Annotated in this window: 14 protein-coding genes; 13 read left to right on the forward strand and 1 reads right to left on the reverse strand. The window is 54.1% G+C overall.

The features are described from left to right. Positions 1–73 precede the first annotated feature (73 nt). Genes AC07R0_RS10800 through accD form a run of 6 tightly spaced genes read left to right on the forward strand, consistent with a single transcriptional unit; the run spans position 74 to position 7,130 of the window. Positions 74–2,611, forward strand: coding sequence for a motility hub landmark protein FimV (locus tag AC07R0_RS10800; protein ID WP_495104824.1), 2,538 nt, complete (start codon positions 74–76; stop codon positions 2,609–2,611). Positions 2,612–2,644: 33 nt separating this feature from the next. Beyond that, on the forward strand, positions 2,645–3,427 hold the full coding sequence (truA, locus tag AC07R0_RS10805; RefSeq protein ID WP_495097531.1) for a tRNA pseudouridine(38-40) synthase TruA: 783 nt from the start codon (positions 2,645–2,647) through the stop codon (positions 3,425–3,427). Further along, on the forward strand, positions 3,424–4,134 hold the full coding sequence (locus tag AC07R0_RS10810; RefSeq protein WP_495104825.1) for a phosphoribosylanthranilate isomerase: 711 nt from the start codon (positions 3,424–3,426) through the stop codon (positions 4,132–4,134). Before truA ends, AC07R0_RS10810 begins: the two co-directional genes overlap by 4 nt. Then, complete coding sequence (trpB, locus tag AC07R0_RS10815; RefSeq protein ID WP_495104826.1) at positions 4,112–5,395, forward strand: tryptophan synthase subunit beta; 1,284 nt, start codon at positions 4,112–4,114, stop codon at positions 5,393–5,395. Before AC07R0_RS10810 ends, trpB begins: the two co-directional genes overlap by 23 nt. Then, positions 5,392–6,201, forward strand: coding sequence for a tryptophan synthase subunit alpha (trpA, locus tag AC07R0_RS10820; RefSeq protein WP_495104827.1), 810 nt, complete (start codon positions 5,392–5,394; stop codon positions 6,199–6,201). Before trpB ends, trpA begins: the two co-directional genes overlap by 4 nt. 56 nt (positions 6,202–6,257) lie before the next feature. Next, a complete protein-coding gene (gene accD, locus AC07R0_RS10825) occupies positions 6,258–7,130 on the forward strand; it encodes an acetyl-CoA carboxylase, carboxyltransferase subunit beta (RefSeq protein ID WP_495104828.1) in 873 nt (290 codons plus the stop codon). Positions 7,131–7,142: 12 nt separating this feature from the next. On the opposite strand, the gene AC07R0_RS10830 is transcribed toward accD, so the two are convergent. Continuing rightward, positions 7,143–7,697 (reverse strand): YggT family protein, encoded by a 555-nt coding sequence (locus AC07R0_RS10830; protein ID WP_495104829.1) that lies wholly within the window; start codon positions 7,695–7,697, stop codon positions 7,143–7,145. Between the two features lie 64 nt (positions 7,698–7,761). Between AC07R0_RS10830 and AC07R0_RS10835 the strand changes: the two genes are divergently transcribed. From AC07R0_RS10835 to AC07R0_RS10865, 7 genes are all read left to right on the forward strand, one after another. After that, positions 7,762–8,391, forward strand: coding sequence for an LON peptidase substrate-binding domain-containing protein (locus tag AC07R0_RS10835; RefSeq protein ID WP_495104830.1), 630 nt, complete (start codon positions 7,762–7,764; stop codon positions 8,389–8,391). After that, entirely contained in the window at positions 8,391–10,361 is a 1,971-nt protein-coding gene (locus AC07R0_RS10840; RefSeq protein ID WP_495104831.1) for a polysaccharide biosynthesis protein, read from the forward strand. Before AC07R0_RS10835 ends, AC07R0_RS10840 begins: the two co-directional genes overlap by 1 nt. 58 nt (positions 10,362–10,419) lie before the next feature. Next, complete coding sequence (locus AC07R0_RS10845) at positions 10,420–11,160, forward strand: class I SAM-dependent methyltransferase (protein WP_495104832.1); 741 nt, start codon at positions 10,420–10,422, stop codon at positions 11,158–11,160. Continuing rightward, positions 11,148–12,500, forward strand: coding sequence for a flippase (locus AC07R0_RS10850; RefSeq protein ID WP_495104833.1), 1,353 nt, complete (start codon positions 11,148–11,150; stop codon positions 12,498–12,500). The genes AC07R0_RS10845 and AC07R0_RS10850 overlap by 13 nt, the downstream gene beginning before the upstream one ends. Positions 12,501–12,612: 112 nt before the next feature. Continuing rightward, positions 12,613–13,692, forward strand: a complete 1,080-nt coding sequence (locus AC07R0_RS10855; protein ID WP_495104834.1) for a glycosyltransferase family 4 protein — start codon at positions 12,613–12,615, stop codon at positions 13,690–13,692. Between the two features lie 10 nt (positions 13,693–13,702). Further along, positions 13,703–14,824 (forward strand): glycosyltransferase family 4 protein, encoded by a 1,122-nt coding sequence (locus AC07R0_RS10860; protein ID WP_495104835.1) that lies wholly within the window; start codon positions 13,703–13,705, stop codon positions 14,822–14,824. Then, on the forward strand, positions 14,821–15,786 hold the full coding sequence (locus tag AC07R0_RS10865) for a GDP-mannose 4,6-dehydratase (RefSeq protein ID WP_495104836.1): 966 nt from the start codon (positions 14,821–14,823) through the stop codon (positions 15,784–15,786). The genes AC07R0_RS10860 and AC07R0_RS10865 overlap by 4 nt, the downstream gene beginning before the upstream one ends. The last annotated feature ends 4 nt before the right edge of the window (positions 15,787–15,790 follow it).

The raw sequence follows: 15,790 nt of genomic DNA on the forward strand, positions 1-15,790 counted from the left end.
GCGTAAGACATTGATGCTATGGTACTTTTTCTTTTTTTGTATCGTAGTACATGCCCGAATGATGAACAAGAATATGTCGGTTGAACGCGCTTCTAGCCCCTCTGGCCAAAATCTGCCTTTGCGTGGCTGGAGAACCTCTGCAATTGCAGCTGCAGTTGCAGCCACTTTGCTGGGTTTTGCCAATCATGCCGCCGCCTTGTCACTGGGACGCATGACCGTCTTGTCAGGCCTGGGTGAGCCCCTACGCGCGGAAATCGAGCTACCGGATATCTCCGCCGACGAAGCCAGCAGCCTGCGGCCCGAAATCGCCCCCCCAGAAGCCTTTCGTGCGGCAGGTCTGGAATACAGCCCGGCGCTAACCGACCTGAAAATACAACTGCAGCGCCGCCCCGATGGCCGCTCGGTGTTACGCCTGAACAGCAACCGTGCTGTTAACGACCCGTTTGTGGACCTGATCCTGCAGGTGAACTGGGCCTCGGGCCGGATCGTGCGCGACTACACCATTTTGTTGGACCCGCCTTCGCAGCGCCAAGCACCAGCGACTGCCGCAACCGCTCCACAAGTCACCACACCAGCGCCTATTGCTGCACCCAGCGCACCCGCAGTGGCGCCTTCAGCCAATTCAGAAGCTGTACGCCCGGTCACGCCGCGTCCACCCGTAGCCGCAGCCCCCAAGCCCGCGCCGGCTCCCAGCGAGGCAAAGCAGGTAGTGGTCAAGGCGGGCGACACCGCCAGCAAGATTGCAGGTAGTACCAAACCCGCCAATGTGTCGCTGGACCAGATGTTGGTGGCCATGTTGCGCGCCAACCCGAGCGCATTCATCAACGGCAACGTCAACCGCGTCAAGGCCGGTGCAGTCATCAAGCTGCCAGACAGCGACCAGGCCGCCGCGACTCCCGCGCCGGAAGCCACTCAAATCATCAACGCACAAAGCCGGGACTTCAACGAGTTCCGCAGCAAGCTGGCCGGTGGTGTGCCCGCCGTGCAGACAGCAGAAGCCGACCGCAAAGCCAGTGGCCGTGTACAGGCGGAAGTCAGCGAGAAAAAGCCCTCCGTCGCCGTCCCCGACAAGTTGACGCTATCCAAAGGCGCACTGAAAAATAGCAAAGGCACGGAAGACGCCATCGCCCAGGAAAAGGCTGCCAAAGAAGCCGCAGCACGGGTTGCCGAACTGTCCAAAAACATCACCGATCTGAACAAGCTGGGCGCTTCTTCCGCCAGCGCACCTGCACCAGCCACACCGGCAGCTCCGCCAGCCAGTGCCGCCAAGGCAGCAGCAGAAATACCCGCGGTAACCGTGCCCGTGCCGGTAGCGGCTCCACCCGCCGCGCCGGCCGCACCAGCAGCCTCGGAGCCAAGCACGCCGGCGTCTACGCCAGCACCCGCACCCGCTCCGACTGCACCTGCCGCCTCTGCACCCGCGCCCGCCGTAACCGCTAGTGCGCCGCCCGCCCCAGCCGTTGTAGAAGAGGACGGCTGGCTCAATGCCCTTCTGGACAACCCGCTAGCCCCCCTGGGGGCCGGCATAGTCGTCTTACTTGCTGGTACTGGCCTGTACTTTTCACGCAAACGTAAAAATGCCTCCAGTGCTGACAGCTCCTTTCTGGAAAGCCGGCTGCAGCCCGACTCCTTCTTCGGTGCCAGCGGCGGCCAACGGATTGACACCAACGCGGCAGATGCGCCTGCGTCGTCCATGTCCTATTCGCCCAGCCAATTGGACGCCGCAGGCGATGTGGACCCGGTCGCCGAAGCAGATGTCTATCTGGCCTATGGCCGGGACCTGCAGGCCGAAGAAATCCTCAAAGAGGCTTTACGCAGCAACCCGGGCCGTGTCGCTATCCACGCCAAGCTGCAAGACATCTACGCCAAGCGTCGGGACTTGAGCAGCTTCACTGCGCTGGCTACCCAGGCACACGGCTTGACCGGTGGAGCGGGTCCTGAATGGGACCACATCGCCGAACTGGGGCGCAATCTGGATCCGAACAACGCCCTGTACCACGGGGCCGCTGCAGTAGCCACACTCGCAGCCACCGCTGGTCTGGTAGAGCCGCGCATGGAGACCCCACAGACCCCATCCACGCCGGACGCGTTCTCTAACCTGGATCTCGATCTGGACTTTCTACAGAACGGTCCTGCGGCTACGGATGCACCCAGTACGCTGCCGCCCGATACGGTACAGCCTCCGGCTGCATCCTTCCCGGAAATCAATAGCAATGCGGACCACTTTGACCCCGTGTCGTCACTGACAGTCCCTGCCGCGCTCGACCTGCCCGATGCGCCGGCCGACATGGACGCCCTGGACTTCGACATCGACCTGGTACCCACGGCAGAACTGGAAGCAGCCCCTCCGGCCAACCATGGCAACGAAATCCCATTCGACATGGGATCTCTGTCGCTGGACCTGGAAGAAACCCCTGCCCCTGCCAGTCCTGCCGAGCCGGAAGAAGAGCCCGATGCCGGCGATCCATTAGCAACCAAGCTGTCGCTGGCCGAAGAGTTCAACTCCATCGGCGATGAAGATGGCGCCCGGGCCTTGGCCGAAGAAGTGCTGGCAGAAGCCACTGGCGCGCTGCGCGCCAAGGCACAACAATTCCTAGCCAGCCTGTCTTGATGCCATGGTCGGTGATGCAGGGTTGATCCGGTCATGCGTCTGGCATTAGCCGTCAGTTACAACGGTCAACCTTACAACGGCTGGCAGAGCCAGCCCTCAGGTAACACGGTACAGGACAAGCTGGAAGCGGCGTTGGCCTGCTTCACTCAGCAACGTGTATCCACTTTGTGCGCGGGCCGCACCGATGCGGGCGTACACGGCATGATGCAGGTAGTGCACTTCGACACCCGCTTGCAACGGCCCACGGCCTCTTGGGTGCGCGGCGTGAACGCCTTGCTGCCCCGAGACATCGCTGTGCAATGGGCGCAAGAGGTTCCCGATAGCTTCCACTGCCGCGCCAGTGCCATTGCCCGCAGATATGTCTATGCCCTGCTGGAGTCGCCGGTGCGCCCCAGTGTGGAAGGTGGTCGTGTGGGCTGGGTATTCCGGCCTCTGGATTTGACCGCCATGCAGCAAGCTGCCCAATACTTGCTGGGCGAACACGATTTTTCATCCTTCCGTGCCGCGCGCTGCCAGGCCTTATCGCCGGTCAAGACACTCATGCGCCTGGATATTTCTCGGCGCGGAGCGTACTGGCGATTCGAATTCGAAGCCAATGCTTTTCTGCACCATATGATCCGCAACCTGATGGGTTGCCTACTGGTCATCGGCAAAGGGGAACAGCCACCGGAATGGATACAAGTGGTGCTGGCGGCACGCAACCGCAATGCCGCCGCACCCACGTTTTCCCCTGATGGCCTGTACTTCATGGGTCCGGTGTATCCTGCCCACTGGGGTTTGCCAGACCGTACCCCTGCCTTTGATTGGCTGCCATGACGAACCTGCAAGCGCGCACGCGCATCAAAATCTGCGGCCTGACCCGTGAACAAGACGTGGATGCCGTCGTGGCCGCCGGTGCCGACGCTGTCGGTTTTGTGCTGTATCCACCCAGCCCCCGCTATGTGACACCGCAGCGCGCGGCGGAACTGGCCAAACGACTGCCGCCCTTCGTCACCCCTGTGCTGTTGTTCGTGAATGCACTTGCTACAGATGTGATAGCTGCCTGCACAGATATACCCTGCGCCACAGTCCAATTTCATGGTGAAGAAACGCCAGAGCAGTGCCGGGAAGCCAGTGCACAGGGCCGACGCCCGTTCCTGCGCGCGGCGCGTATTCCCCTGGGTGACAGTGGCAGCTTCGACTTGGTAAAATTCGCGTCCGATTACGCAAAAGCCCAAGCCATCCTGCTCGACGCCCATGTCGATGGATACGGCGGCGGCGGAAAAACATTCAATTGGTCACGTCTTCCTCCAAGCGTCAACTCTCACCTCGTCTTAAGTGGTGGACTCACGCCTGCAAACGTGACCGATGGTATTTTGCAGGTCCGGCCACGCGCTCTGTCGCTGTCCGTTGATGTGAGTTCCGGCGTCGAGATTTCCAAGGGAATCAAGGATGCCGAAAAAATCCACCAGTTTGTCGCCGCTGTGCGCGCGGCAGACGCCCAACTTGCAAAGTCACACCATGTCCACTTACCAGCAGCCTGATGCTTCAGGCCATTTCGGCATTTACGGCGGCAGTTTCGTCTCTGAAACGCTGACCCATGCCATCGAAGAACTGAAAGACGCCTACGCCAAGTACCAGCACGACCCGGCCTTTCTGGCCGAGTTCGCCTCGGAACTGGCGCACTTCGTCGGTCGCCCCTCGCCGGTCTACCACGCAGCCCGCACCAGCCGGGAAATGGGCGGCGCGCAGATCTTCCTGAAACGTGAAGACCTGAACCACACCGGCGCCCACAAGGTCAACAACACCATCGGCCAGGCCATGCTTGCCAAGCGCATGGGCAAGCCGCGCATCATTGCCGAAACGGGTGCAGGCCAGCACGGCGTGGCCACGGCCACCATCTGCGCCCGCTACGGCCTGGAATGCGTGGTCTATATGGGCAGCGAAGACGTGAAGCGCCAGAGCCCCAACGTCTACCGCATGAAGCTGCTGGGCGCCACCGTCGTCCCGGTGGAAAGCGGCAGCAAAACCCTGAAAGATGCACTGAACGAAGCCATGCGCGACTGGGTCGCGAATGTGGACAACACTTTCTATATCATCGGTACCGTGGCCGGCCCACACCCCTATCCGATGATGGTGCGCGACTTCCAGAGCGTCATTGGCAACGAATGCCTGGTGCAGATGCCTGAGATGCTGGCGGCGGCCGGTTGCACGGGCGAGCAGCCCGATGCAGTCATCGCCTGCGTGGGTGGCGGCAGCAATGCCATGGGCATCTTCTACCCTTACATCGACCATGCGGCAACCCGTTTGATCGGCGTGGAAGCGGCTGGCGAAGGCATGGAGTCGGGCAAGCATTCGGCATCCCTGCAAAAAGGCAGCCCTGGCGTGCTGCACGGCAACCGTACCTATTTGCTGCAGGACGCGAACGGCCAGGTGACCGAAACCCATAGCATCAGTGCCGGCCTGGACTACCCCGGCGTCGGCCCGGAGCATGCTTTCCTGAAAGACATTGGCCGTGCCGAATACGTCGGTATCACCGACGCAGAAGCGCTGGAAGCCTTTCACTACCTGTGCCGTACCGAAGGCATCATCCCGGCACTGGAATCCAGCCACGCCTTTGCCTACGCGATGAAATTGGCCAAGACCATGCGACCCGACCAGTCGATTCTGGTGAATCTGTCCGGCCGGGGCGACAAGGATATTGGCACAGTAGCTGATCTGTCGGGTTCTGATTTTTACGACCGACCGTCGATGCGCGGCCTCACCGTCAAAGGTGCAGGCACCACGCTGAAGGAGGCCGTATGAGCCGTATCACCACGACCTTTGCCCAGCTCAAGAAAGACGGGCGCAAAGCACTGATCCCTTACGTTACCGCGGGCTTCCCGTTTGCTGACATCACACCCGCGCTGATGCATGGCATGGTCGCTGCTGGGGCCGACGTTATCGAGCTGGGGGTGCCCTTCAGCGACCCGATGGCCGATGGGCCGGTGATCCAAAAGGCCGGCGATGTCGCTTTGTCCTTCGGCATTGGCATGGCACAGGTGCTGGACATGGTGCGGGAATTCCGCAAGCAAAACGCCCACACGCCGGTGGTGCTGATGGGCTACGCCAACCCGGTTGAGCGCTATGACCAGGCACACGGCCACGATGCATTCATTGCGCATGCATCAGAAGCCGGTGTGGATGGCGTGCTGGTGGTGGACTATCCACCCGAGGAGTGCGTGGACTTCGCGGCCAAGCTAAAAGCCCACGACATGGACCTGATCTTCTTGCTGGCGCCCACCTCCACCGAGAAACGCATGCAGCAGGTAGCCCATGTCGCCAGCGGCTATGTGTATTACGTGTCGCTCAAAGGCGTCACCGGTGCCGGCACGCTGGACACGGCTGCTGTTGAAGCCATGCTGCCGCGGATCCGCGAGCATGTGCAAATCCCGGTCGGCGTGGGCTTTGGCATCCGGGATGCCCAAACCGCCCGCGCCATTGGCCAGGTGGCCGATGCGGTGGTGATTGGCAGCAGGATCATCCAGTTGATCGAAAACCAGCCGCACGATCAAGTCGTACCCGTGGCCGAAAACTTCCTGCGGGACATCCGCACTGCGTTGGACGCATAATTCACCCCCCGTGAACCAGGGGCGCTGCGAGGCGCCCCTCCCTGAGGATTGCACCTATGTCTTGGCTCGAAAAACTTCTTCCCACCAAAATCCAGCGCTCTGACCCGGCCGACCGCCGCAGCGTGCCCGAAGGGCTGTGGATCAAATGCCCGAGCTGCGAAACGGTGCTGTACAAGAATGATCTGGAACAGAACCAAAACGTTTGCCCCAGCTGCGGCCACCACCACCGCATCGGCGCCCGTGCCCGGCTCAACGTATTCCTGGATGCCGAAGGCCGCTATGAACTGGGTCAAGAAGTTGTTCCCGTCGATCCACTCAAGTTCAAGGACAGCCGCAAATACACGGAACGCATCAAAGAGGCCATGGAAAACACCGGCGAAACCGATGCACTGGTGGTCATGGGTGGCTCCATCCACGGCATCAACGCCGTCGTCGCCTGCTTTGAATTCGAGTTCATGGGCGGCAGTATGGGCAGCGTTGTAGGTGAGCGCTTTGTGCGTGCCGTACACGCGGCCATTGAACAAAAAGTACCATTCATTTGCTTCACCGCAACCGGCGGTGCGCGCATGCAAGAAGGCCTGCTCAGCCTGATGCAAATGGCAAAGACCAATGCAGCATTAACACGTCTAGCCAAAAAAGGACTGCCGTATATCAGTGTGCTGACCGACCCGACCATGGGCGGTGTCAGCGCCGGATTTGCCTTTGTAGGTGACGTGGTGATAGCAGAACCGAAGGCCTTGATCGGTTTTGCTGGTCCCCGCGTGATTGAATCCACGGTGCGAGTGACCCTGCCCGAGGGCTTTCAACGGGCTGAATTTCTGCAACAAAAAGGTGCTATTGACCTGATTTGCAACCGTAAAGACCTGCGCAAGACCATCGCCCACACCTTGGCGATGCTGCTCAAGCAACCTGCAGACGCCGTGGTTTGATTCCAGACTGGCCTAAAAATAGGCCAGCACCATAGGCAAAGCGTAGCCAACGACAATCGCTGCCACCTGCAGCAGCACCAATAGCACCAGCGCAGATAAATCCAGGCCGCCCATGGTCGGAAGAACACGCCGTATAGGCGCAAGCAGCGGCACGCACAAGCGCTCAATCACATCCGACAAGTGTGTTCGGGTCTGCATCCATGACATGACGGTGTACACCAACAGCAATCCCGTCAGTCCCGAGATCGACAGTGACACCAAGCCAAATAAGGCAAGCAAGGGTAAAACTGCCCAACCCGCAAAACTGCCTGACACCAGCCACAACAGCGCGAATTGCAGCAACTTCAACAAAAACGCTGCGACCAGACTGGCCAAATCCCACCGACCCAATGCAGGGATAACACGCCGCAACGGCAGCACAATCCAATCGGACAAAGAAAAAACCATGCTGCCCACAGGATTACGAAAAGGGATGCGCTGGTATTGCATATACAAACGCAACAGGCAAGCTCCTCCAAAAAGTCCAGTAACGACCTCTAGCAGAAACGAGATGATTTGGTACAGCATGCGATGGGCCTATATGAGCTCGTGGGATGATAGCGCCTGTCACCATACGCTGGCATAGCCTGTCTTGTTAAACATTCCGCTCTTCCCTCTACGGACCGTGCTCTTTCCCGGTGGTGTACTACCGCTGCGCATTTTCGAGGTCCGCTATCTTCATATGGTTGGAGAGTGCTATCGCACGGGAACGCCTTTTGGCGTTGTTTCGCTGGCGCAAGGCGCGGAAGTGCGTACTCCCACCGCACCGGCTGAACGTTTCCATCCAGTAGGTGTACTGGCGCACATCACCCAACTGCAAATGCTGCAGCCAGGACTGCTCATGCTGGATTGCAAGGGAGGCCAACGCTTTCGCATAAACTCACAGCACCAATCGCATCTTGGCCTCTGGATGGCCGATGTGACCTTGATAGCTGAAGATACCGCCAGTCCCATTCCACCCGATCTGCAGCACAGCGCCAAGAGCCTGGACCAATTGATACAGACGTTGCACACCCAAAACGCCGGCAGTGACCGGTTACCACAACCTGGCACATACCAGCTGGACGATTGCGGTTGGGTAGCCAACCGCTGGTGTGAACTACTACCTTTGCCAATCTTGGACAAGCACAATCTGATGTCCCTCGATAGTCCTTTGCTTCGCCTGGAGCTGGTCACTGACGTATTGGCACATACGCGTTTTTCAGATACCCCACCACATTGATGCCTGCACGCTTCCTGAACCATCCATCCATCCTGAACTGGCCGCGCTCAACCAAACGCCTAGTCGTCGTCTCGCTGGACATTGTCTTGAGTCTGCTGGCGATGTGGATCGCCTTCACGCTCAGACTGGATAGCCTGCACAGGCCCATGGGCGCTCAATGGGCTGTCTACTTGGTGGCGCCTATTCTTGCGGTACCCATTTTTGTACGATTCGGGCTATACCGCGCCATCTTTCGTTATACCGGCATGGCGGCATTAACTGCGACAGCAACGGCAGTGGTGATATATGCACTCTTCTTGTTCACCACATTGCAATGGATGCAATGGATGCACTGGGAAGTAATTCCACGCAGCATCGGGATTTTGCAACCATTGATATTTTTGTTGTTGGTAGGCACCAGCCGCGCCATGGCCCGATTCTGGCTATCTGGATTAGGGCCCGCAGATGCTCGTGGCAATGCACGCCTTTTAATTTATGGAGCCGGAGAAGCCGGGGTTCAAACAGCAGCAGCTCTTGCAAGCACACGCACGTACACCCTGCTAGGATTTGTAGACGACGATCCTGGAAAAGCTGAACGCAGCATTAACGGAGTGCATGTCTACAGGCCCGAACAAATCCCGAAGCTGGTAGAACAAAAAGATGTCACCGATATCTTGCTAGCGCTTCCTAGCACCACACGCGAGCGCCGCAACGCAATTCTTCAGACATTACAAAAGTTGCCTGTGCACGTGCGCACACTGCCTGGTATGTCGGATCTGGCAAGTGGCCGCGTCACCGTGCAAGATATTCGTGAATTGGATATTGAAGATCTTTTGGGCAGAGAGCCCATACCGCCCAACCCCGCGCTTCTGGCCCGCAACTTGACCAATAAAACGGTGTTGGTAACAGGGGCTGGGGGTAGCATTGGCAGCGAACTATGTAGACAGATTTTGATGCAACGCCCCACGCGCTTGGTGTTAGTAGACCATAATGAATTCGGGCTTTATTCCATACATTCAGAACTGCAAGCTCTTTCTGCCACTCTGGGCCAGACCATTGACATCATTCCGACGCTCGGTAGCGTAACCAGCTACCCTCGCATGTTGGACATATGCGCTCAGTATCGTCCATCAACCATCTACCATGCGGCTGCGTACAAACATGTGCCGCTGGTAGAGAGCAACCCCACAGAAGGCGTTTTAAACAATGTGTTTGGGACGCTGAATATGGCCCGCGTAGCCGTTGAACTGGAGGTAGGCCATTTCGTACTAGTTTCAACCGACAAGGCCGTACGCCCGACCAATGTCATGGGGGCAACCAAACGCATTGCGGAGCTTGTTTTGCAGGCCATCGCAGCATGTCCCACTGTCCTTTTCACCCAATGCACGAATTCCCCGGTCTCTGCCATCAACAAAACTATCTTTGCGATGGTGCGATTTGGCAATGTACTGGGATCTAGCGGTAGCGTAGTACCGCTGTTTAGACAGCAACTTGCGCTCGGCGGCCCACTGACGGTCACACACACCGAGGTTACCCGCTACTTCATGACCATCCCCGAAGCCGCACAATTGGTACTTCAAGCCAGCGCCATGGCCCACGGCGGCGATGTATTTGTACTGGAAATGGGAGAGCCTGTAAAAATTTTGGACTTGGCTCATCGCATGGTCGCGCTCTCGGGATTAAAAGTCCGAGATAAAGACCACCCTGATGGTGATATAGAAATCACCATCACTGGAATGCGCCCCGGAGAGAAGCTTTATGAGGAACTGTTGATTGGAAACAACCCAAGGCCGACGGAACATCTGCGCATCATGAAGGCTCAGGAAGAATTCATTCCTTGGCGGGCATTGGAGCCCCAACTCCATGAATTGAAGCTCGCATCACAAAACAACCAAGCAAATCAAATCAAGATGCTTCTTCAATCTTTGGTCAACGACTACCAACCTGTGTCAACTGATATTTTTGAGCATAACGTAGCTCAAACATGTTGATGCACGCAACGCACAGTGTCCATTCAACCTCAATTAACGCCGCCCTCTGTGAGCATCCATGAATTACGAGAATTACGAAATTGCACAAGGGTGGGAGGCGTCAAATTTTGCATCCTTCACGCAAGAGCAAAGCAACTATTACACAGTTGAGCTCCAGCAATTGGGACTAATATCGCAGCAGCAATTGCGCGTTCTAGATATTGGTTTTGGCAATGGATCCTTTTTAGGATGGTGTCGCAGCCGCGGTTGGCAATGCGACGGCATTGAAGTCAACTCACGGCTAGTAGCCCGAGCCAACGCCCATGGTTACACCGCGACAGAAAGCATTGGTGATTTACCCTGCGAACACTCCAAAAAAAACTACGACCTGATTACCGCCTTTGATGTTTTAGAGCATATAGACCGAGATTCACTAGTTTCTTTTTTCAAAAAACTGGCAAATATATCCACCGACCACACTCTATTCCTATTTAGATTCCCCAATGGAGACAACCCCTTCTCCTTACCATTACAAAATGGTGACATCACTCACAAAACCGCCATTGGTCAAATGATGTTACGCCAGATTGCCCAACTTGCGGGATTTGAAGTAATTTCACTGCGATCACCTATTCAACCACTACAAGGCATTAGCCTCAAACGACGTATATCCATTCTGATTGGGCTTCCTTTCCGCTGGGCTATTGGCTCGACTATTAAACACCTTTTTATGGGTGGTTTGAGCGTGTCTTTCTCATCCAACCTCGTGGCTGTACTTAAGAAATCGGCAGCAAACGATACGTCACAATGCCAAACGTAACGCCTCCGGAGAAATGGTTTGACCGGTTTCCAAATTTCCGGAAAAAATATCTAACAGAACACCCAGCTGCATCCAAGTTTGCAAGTAATTCCCTGTGGTTGCTCTTGGACAAGTTCATCAGACTTTTACTTGCTCTCACGGTAGGAGCATGGGTTGCCCGCCATCTAGGTCCAACCGCTTTTGGAGAGTTGGCTTACGCAATTACATTCATTGCGTTATTCCAAGGAATATCCAATTTGGGCCTAGACGGCATCGTTGTAAGGGACTTAGCGCGCAACCCCAACGAAGCGGCGGAAATTCTGGGCACAACATTTCGTCTACGACTAGTAGCAGGCTTGCTATGTTGGCTTGCTGCCATCGTCCTCATCTGGATTCTTCGACCCGGAGATAGCCGAACACTCCAGCTGATTGCCATCATTGGCGCCAGTCTTGTACTTCAATGCACAGACACCGTCGATCTATGGTTTCAGTGTCAAGGTAAAAATCATAAGACTGTTATCTCGAAGCTAATTTCCTATGCGCTGGCAAACTCGATACGCATTGTATTTATTGCGCTAGACACTCCACTATGGACATATGCATTGGCAGCACTGCTTGATGCAACATTTTTAGCAGTAGCTCTAACAAATACTTATCGGAAATTCCCAACTACTGCGAACTGGTCCATCAGTAAACAGCGCAGCAAAGAGTTACTCATTCAGTCCTGGCCATTTATGTTAAGTGGACTGGCCGCCCTTATATACATGCGCATCGACCAACTCATGATCCGAGAACTTCTAGGGGAAACTCAACTTGGCTTATATTCTGCCGCACTCACTCCATCACAACTATGGAACGTGATTCCAGTCACATTAGCCATCGCGCTTGCCCCACACATTGCTCGAAAAAAACTTGAAAATCATCAAGCATATATGCAAACTATTTTTTTAATATTTCGTATATTCTCCATAACAGCCGTAGTAATTATTATTTTCACAACTTTTTTTTCGGCACAAATTATTCATCTTCTTTATGGCCCAAATTACTCCGAAGCGACCTCCGTTCTATCCATTCACATTTTCTCTAATATATTTATTTTCCTAGGCATTGGGCAAAGTTTGTGGCTTATTAATGAAGGACTAGGAAAATTAACGCTATACAGAACCACCCTCGGAGTAATAACAAGCATCATAGGAAATATCGTCCTAATACCTCGAATAGGCATACAAGGTTCAGCAATAGCATCCGTATTCGCTCAATTTATTGCAGTTGTAGCATCAAATGTATTCTTTGCACCCCGCATCCTAAAAATGCAGCTGCTAGCTCTTTGGCCAATTCGATCGCGTAATTTATCTTTATAAAGAATTCTTAAGCATTTACCAACCCTTCGGCATCACAAATTAAGAAATTCACGGCGAATTTTCAAAATAGTTTAAAAACTTATTACACCTTTTGAAACCTCAAATAAACAAAGTGACAACTCTTGATACCACGGTAATGCACTCAAAGCTACGTCCACTTATTTTCTGGGAAGGCTTCCCGCCTTGCGGTTTACTTACAAAAAAAGTAGCTGACGCATTTGGAGATCAATTGATCTTATTGGGAACCAAGGCGGCAGTTCCCTTTGAAGGACTTGAGGAACTACTTGCTCACAAGATCCAATGGCTTGACAATGCCGATGACATCTGGGAACGGCGACATGAATTTTCCGATCGTAATTTCATTATCCACACAGGCTGGGCACACAAAGGATGGCTTCGTTTTGATCGATGGATGAAAAAACGAGGTGCCACAATTGTTTTTGCAGCAGATAATAACTTTAAAGGAAATTTACGACAGTGGGTCGGTGCAGCATGGTTCCGCTTATGGTTGCGCCAACATTTTGATGCAGCGTTCGTCCCTGGACATTCGTCCACCACCCTGATGCGCTTCTTGGGGATGCCCGCCCATCGCATATTCACAGGGTACTATGGTGCATACGAAGAAATATATAAAGCTGGCCCTTCCATTTTAGAACGAAAAAAAGAATTTCTTTTTGTAGGGCAATTGATTCCAAGAAAAGGACTTGATGTATTACTAGATGCTTTCAGCATTTATAGAAAATCTGGTGGCGACTGGAATCTGCGCATCCTAGGCAGCGGTCCAATGCAGAGTAAATGCCTCGGTAACGGAATTATTTTCGAAGGTTTCGCGCAAGCACAACTTGCCTCTCAACGTATGCGTGAAACCAGATGCTTGGTTCTACCCAGTCGAGAAGATCACTGGGGTACGGTGGTGTGTGAAGCTGCCGCGAGTGGGGCGATGTTAATTACATCACGGTGGGTAGGTGCTGCGCAGGATTTAGTACGATCCGGTATTAATGGCTTTGTATTCCACGAAATGTCTGCAAAATCCTTAGCCCAAGCACTCATCAGCATATCTCAATGGGACAACAATATGCTTATTAATGCCCAAAGAACCTCCCAAGGATTGGCACAGGGGTATACATCTGCTTCATATTTTTCAGCATTTCAAGAAATGTCGAAGATAAATAAAGCCAATACTCAATCGTAAAATCATGCGCGTGAATTTTGATCCACAAATTTTTTGCTCACAAACAGTGGGAGGAATTTCACGTTACTTTGCCAGTTTAGCCAAGGAAATGAATGAAATTCAAGGCATACAACCTAGAATCATTGCTCCTTACCATTGCAACGAATACCTCAAAGCATTATCAAATACATTGATAATCGGGAAACCCGCACCGGCCATTCGTACAGCAAAACCTATATTTCGAGCGGCCAGTCTTTTTATGGGAAAGGTTCTGCAATACACTCATAGCTCAGATATTTTGCATAGAACCTATTACTATCCCTTTCCAGCACCATCGAAGTATGCCAAAAATGTCATTACAGTTTATGACATGATTCATGAAAAATATCCTGAAAATTACTCAAGAAAAGATCCCATCGCACGCTGGAAAAAAAGAATTGTCTCGCAAGCAGATAAAATAATTTGCATCTCAGAAAATACACGCAAAGACTTGCTCGAACAATATGATGCTATTTCGCCAGATCAGGTATCTGTAACCCATCTAGGTTTTGATGCACTAAGTGACCTGCTTACCGACGAAGCAAGTGCCGCCTTTCGACTTCGGACATTGGGGGTAGACACTCCATATCTACTCTTCGTAGGCCATCGCTCTGGATACAAAAACTTTACCGCCCTTCTGCAGGCATATAGCTGCTCAACATGGCTGAGGAACAATTTTTACTTACTATGCTTTGGTGGCGGCAAATTTAACGAAAAAGAAGCAGCGATGATTGCCAGTACAGGAAATACTGCACGTGTTCGTCAAGTTGGAGGAAACGACTCCGTACTGGCGTCTTGTTATCGACATGCAGCGGTTTTTGTCTATCCCTCGTTATATGAGGGCTTTGGAATCCCCCCTTTAGAAGCCATGTCCATGGACTGCCCTGTCGCCTGCAGCCAAACCAGCTCAATACCGGAGGTAGTAGGGCATGCTGCCGCTTTTTTTGACCCATCAAGTGCTGACTCCATAAGATCTACATTGGAGGCTGTATTAAATTCACCCACTTTGTCTGATGATCTAGTTAACCGGGGAAGGACCCAGAAAATGAAATACTCCTGGCGTAAGTGTGCCGAAGAAACTGTCAACATTTACCGTGCAACGCTAGCCCAATGAGAGCTCTAATTTGCGGCGTAGGTGGTCAAGATGGCGCTTATCTAGCCAAGCTGCTGCTCTCCAAAGGCTATAAAGTGTGGGGCACCTCCCGCGATGCTCAACTATCGACTTTTTCCAACCTGCAACGCCTGGGCATACGGGATAAAGTCACCACCATCTCCATGGCCACCAATGACTTCCGCAGCGTATTGCAAGCCATCGTGCGGAGCCAGCCCACAGAAATCTACAACCTGGCAGGCCAAACGTCAGTGGGGCTGTCTTTTGAGCAACCCGCAGAGGCGCTAGAAAGTATTGCGACAGCCACCATCAATTTGCTGGAAGTCATCCGGTTTACCAATCTGCCCATTCGGTTTTACCAGGCGGGGTCCAGCGAATGCTTCGGCGATGTGGGCGAAATGCCTGCGACCGAGCAAACCCGATTTGAGCCGCGCAGCCCCTATGCGGTGGCCAAATCTACTGCCCATTGGCTGGTAACCAACTACCGTGATGCCTACGGCCTTTTTGCCTGCAACGGCATTTTGTTCAACCATGAGTCGGCGCTGCGACCTCCACGCTTTGTGACCCGGAAGATCACGCAGGGAGTGGTTGCGATTGCACGTGGCAGCAACGACAAACTGGTTTTGGGCGACCTGGGCATACGCCGCGACTGGGGGTGGAGCCCTGAATATGTGGACGCCATGTGGCGGATGCTGCAGCAAGACAGCCCCCAGGACTTTGTGATCGCAACCGGCATATCCAGCTCACTGCAGGAATTCGTGCAAACCGCTTTCGAGCAGGTGGGCCTGGACTGGCAAGACCACGTCATTCAAGACCGAAAATTGTTCCGCCCCACAGAAATTCGCCATAGCTGCGGCGATGCGTCCAAGGCCTTCCAGCACCTGGGTTGGAAGGCTAGCATGTCGATGCGCGAAGTTGCACGTGCCATGGTGATGCACGAGCTGGACCCAACGCAACCAATCTGACATC

The sequence above is a fragment of the Rhodoferax sp. GW821-FHT07F03 genome (genome assembly GCF_059418745.1).

Coding starts and splice junctions, on each gene's coding strand:
- truA (WP_495097531.1), top strand. CDS start 2,645: ATGCGTCTGGCATTAGCCGTCAGTTACAACGGTCAACCTTACAACGGC.
- AC07R0_RS10840 (WP_495104831.1), top strand. CDS start 8,391: ATGCCTGCACGCTTCCTGAACCATCCATCCATCCTGAACTGGCCGCGC.
- trpA (WP_495104827.1), top strand. CDS start 5,392: ATGAGCCGTATCACCACGACCTTTGCCCAGCTCAAGAAAGACGGGCGC.
- AC07R0_RS10830 (WP_495104829.1), bottom strand. CDS start 7,697: ATGCTGTACCAAATCATCTCGTTTCTGCTAGAGGTCGTTACTGGACTT.
- AC07R0_RS10850 (WP_495104833.1), top strand. CDS start 11,148: ATGCCAAACGTAACGCCTCCGGAGAAATGGTTTGACCGGTTTCCAAAT.
- AC07R0_RS10800 (WP_495104824.1), top strand. CDS start 74: ATGTCGGTTGAACGCGCTTCTAGCCCCTCTGGCCAAAATCTGCCTTTG.
- AC07R0_RS10810 (WP_495104825.1), top strand. CDS start 3,424: ATGACGAACCTGCAAGCGCGCACGCGCATCAAAATCTGCGGCCTGACC.
- AC07R0_RS10845 (WP_495104832.1), top strand. CDS start 10,420: ATGAATTACGAGAATTACGAAATTGCACAAGGGTGGGAGGCGTCAAAT.
- AC07R0_RS10865 (WP_495104836.1), top strand. CDS start 14,821: ATGAGAGCTCTAATTTGCGGCGTAGGTGGTCAAGATGGCGCTTATCTA.
- trpB (WP_495104826.1), top strand. CDS start 4,112: ATGTCCACTTACCAGCAGCCTGATGCTTCAGGCCATTTCGGCATTTAC.
- accD (WP_495104828.1), top strand. CDS start 6,258: ATGTCTTGGCTCGAAAAACTTCTTCCCACCAAAATCCAGCGCTCTGAC.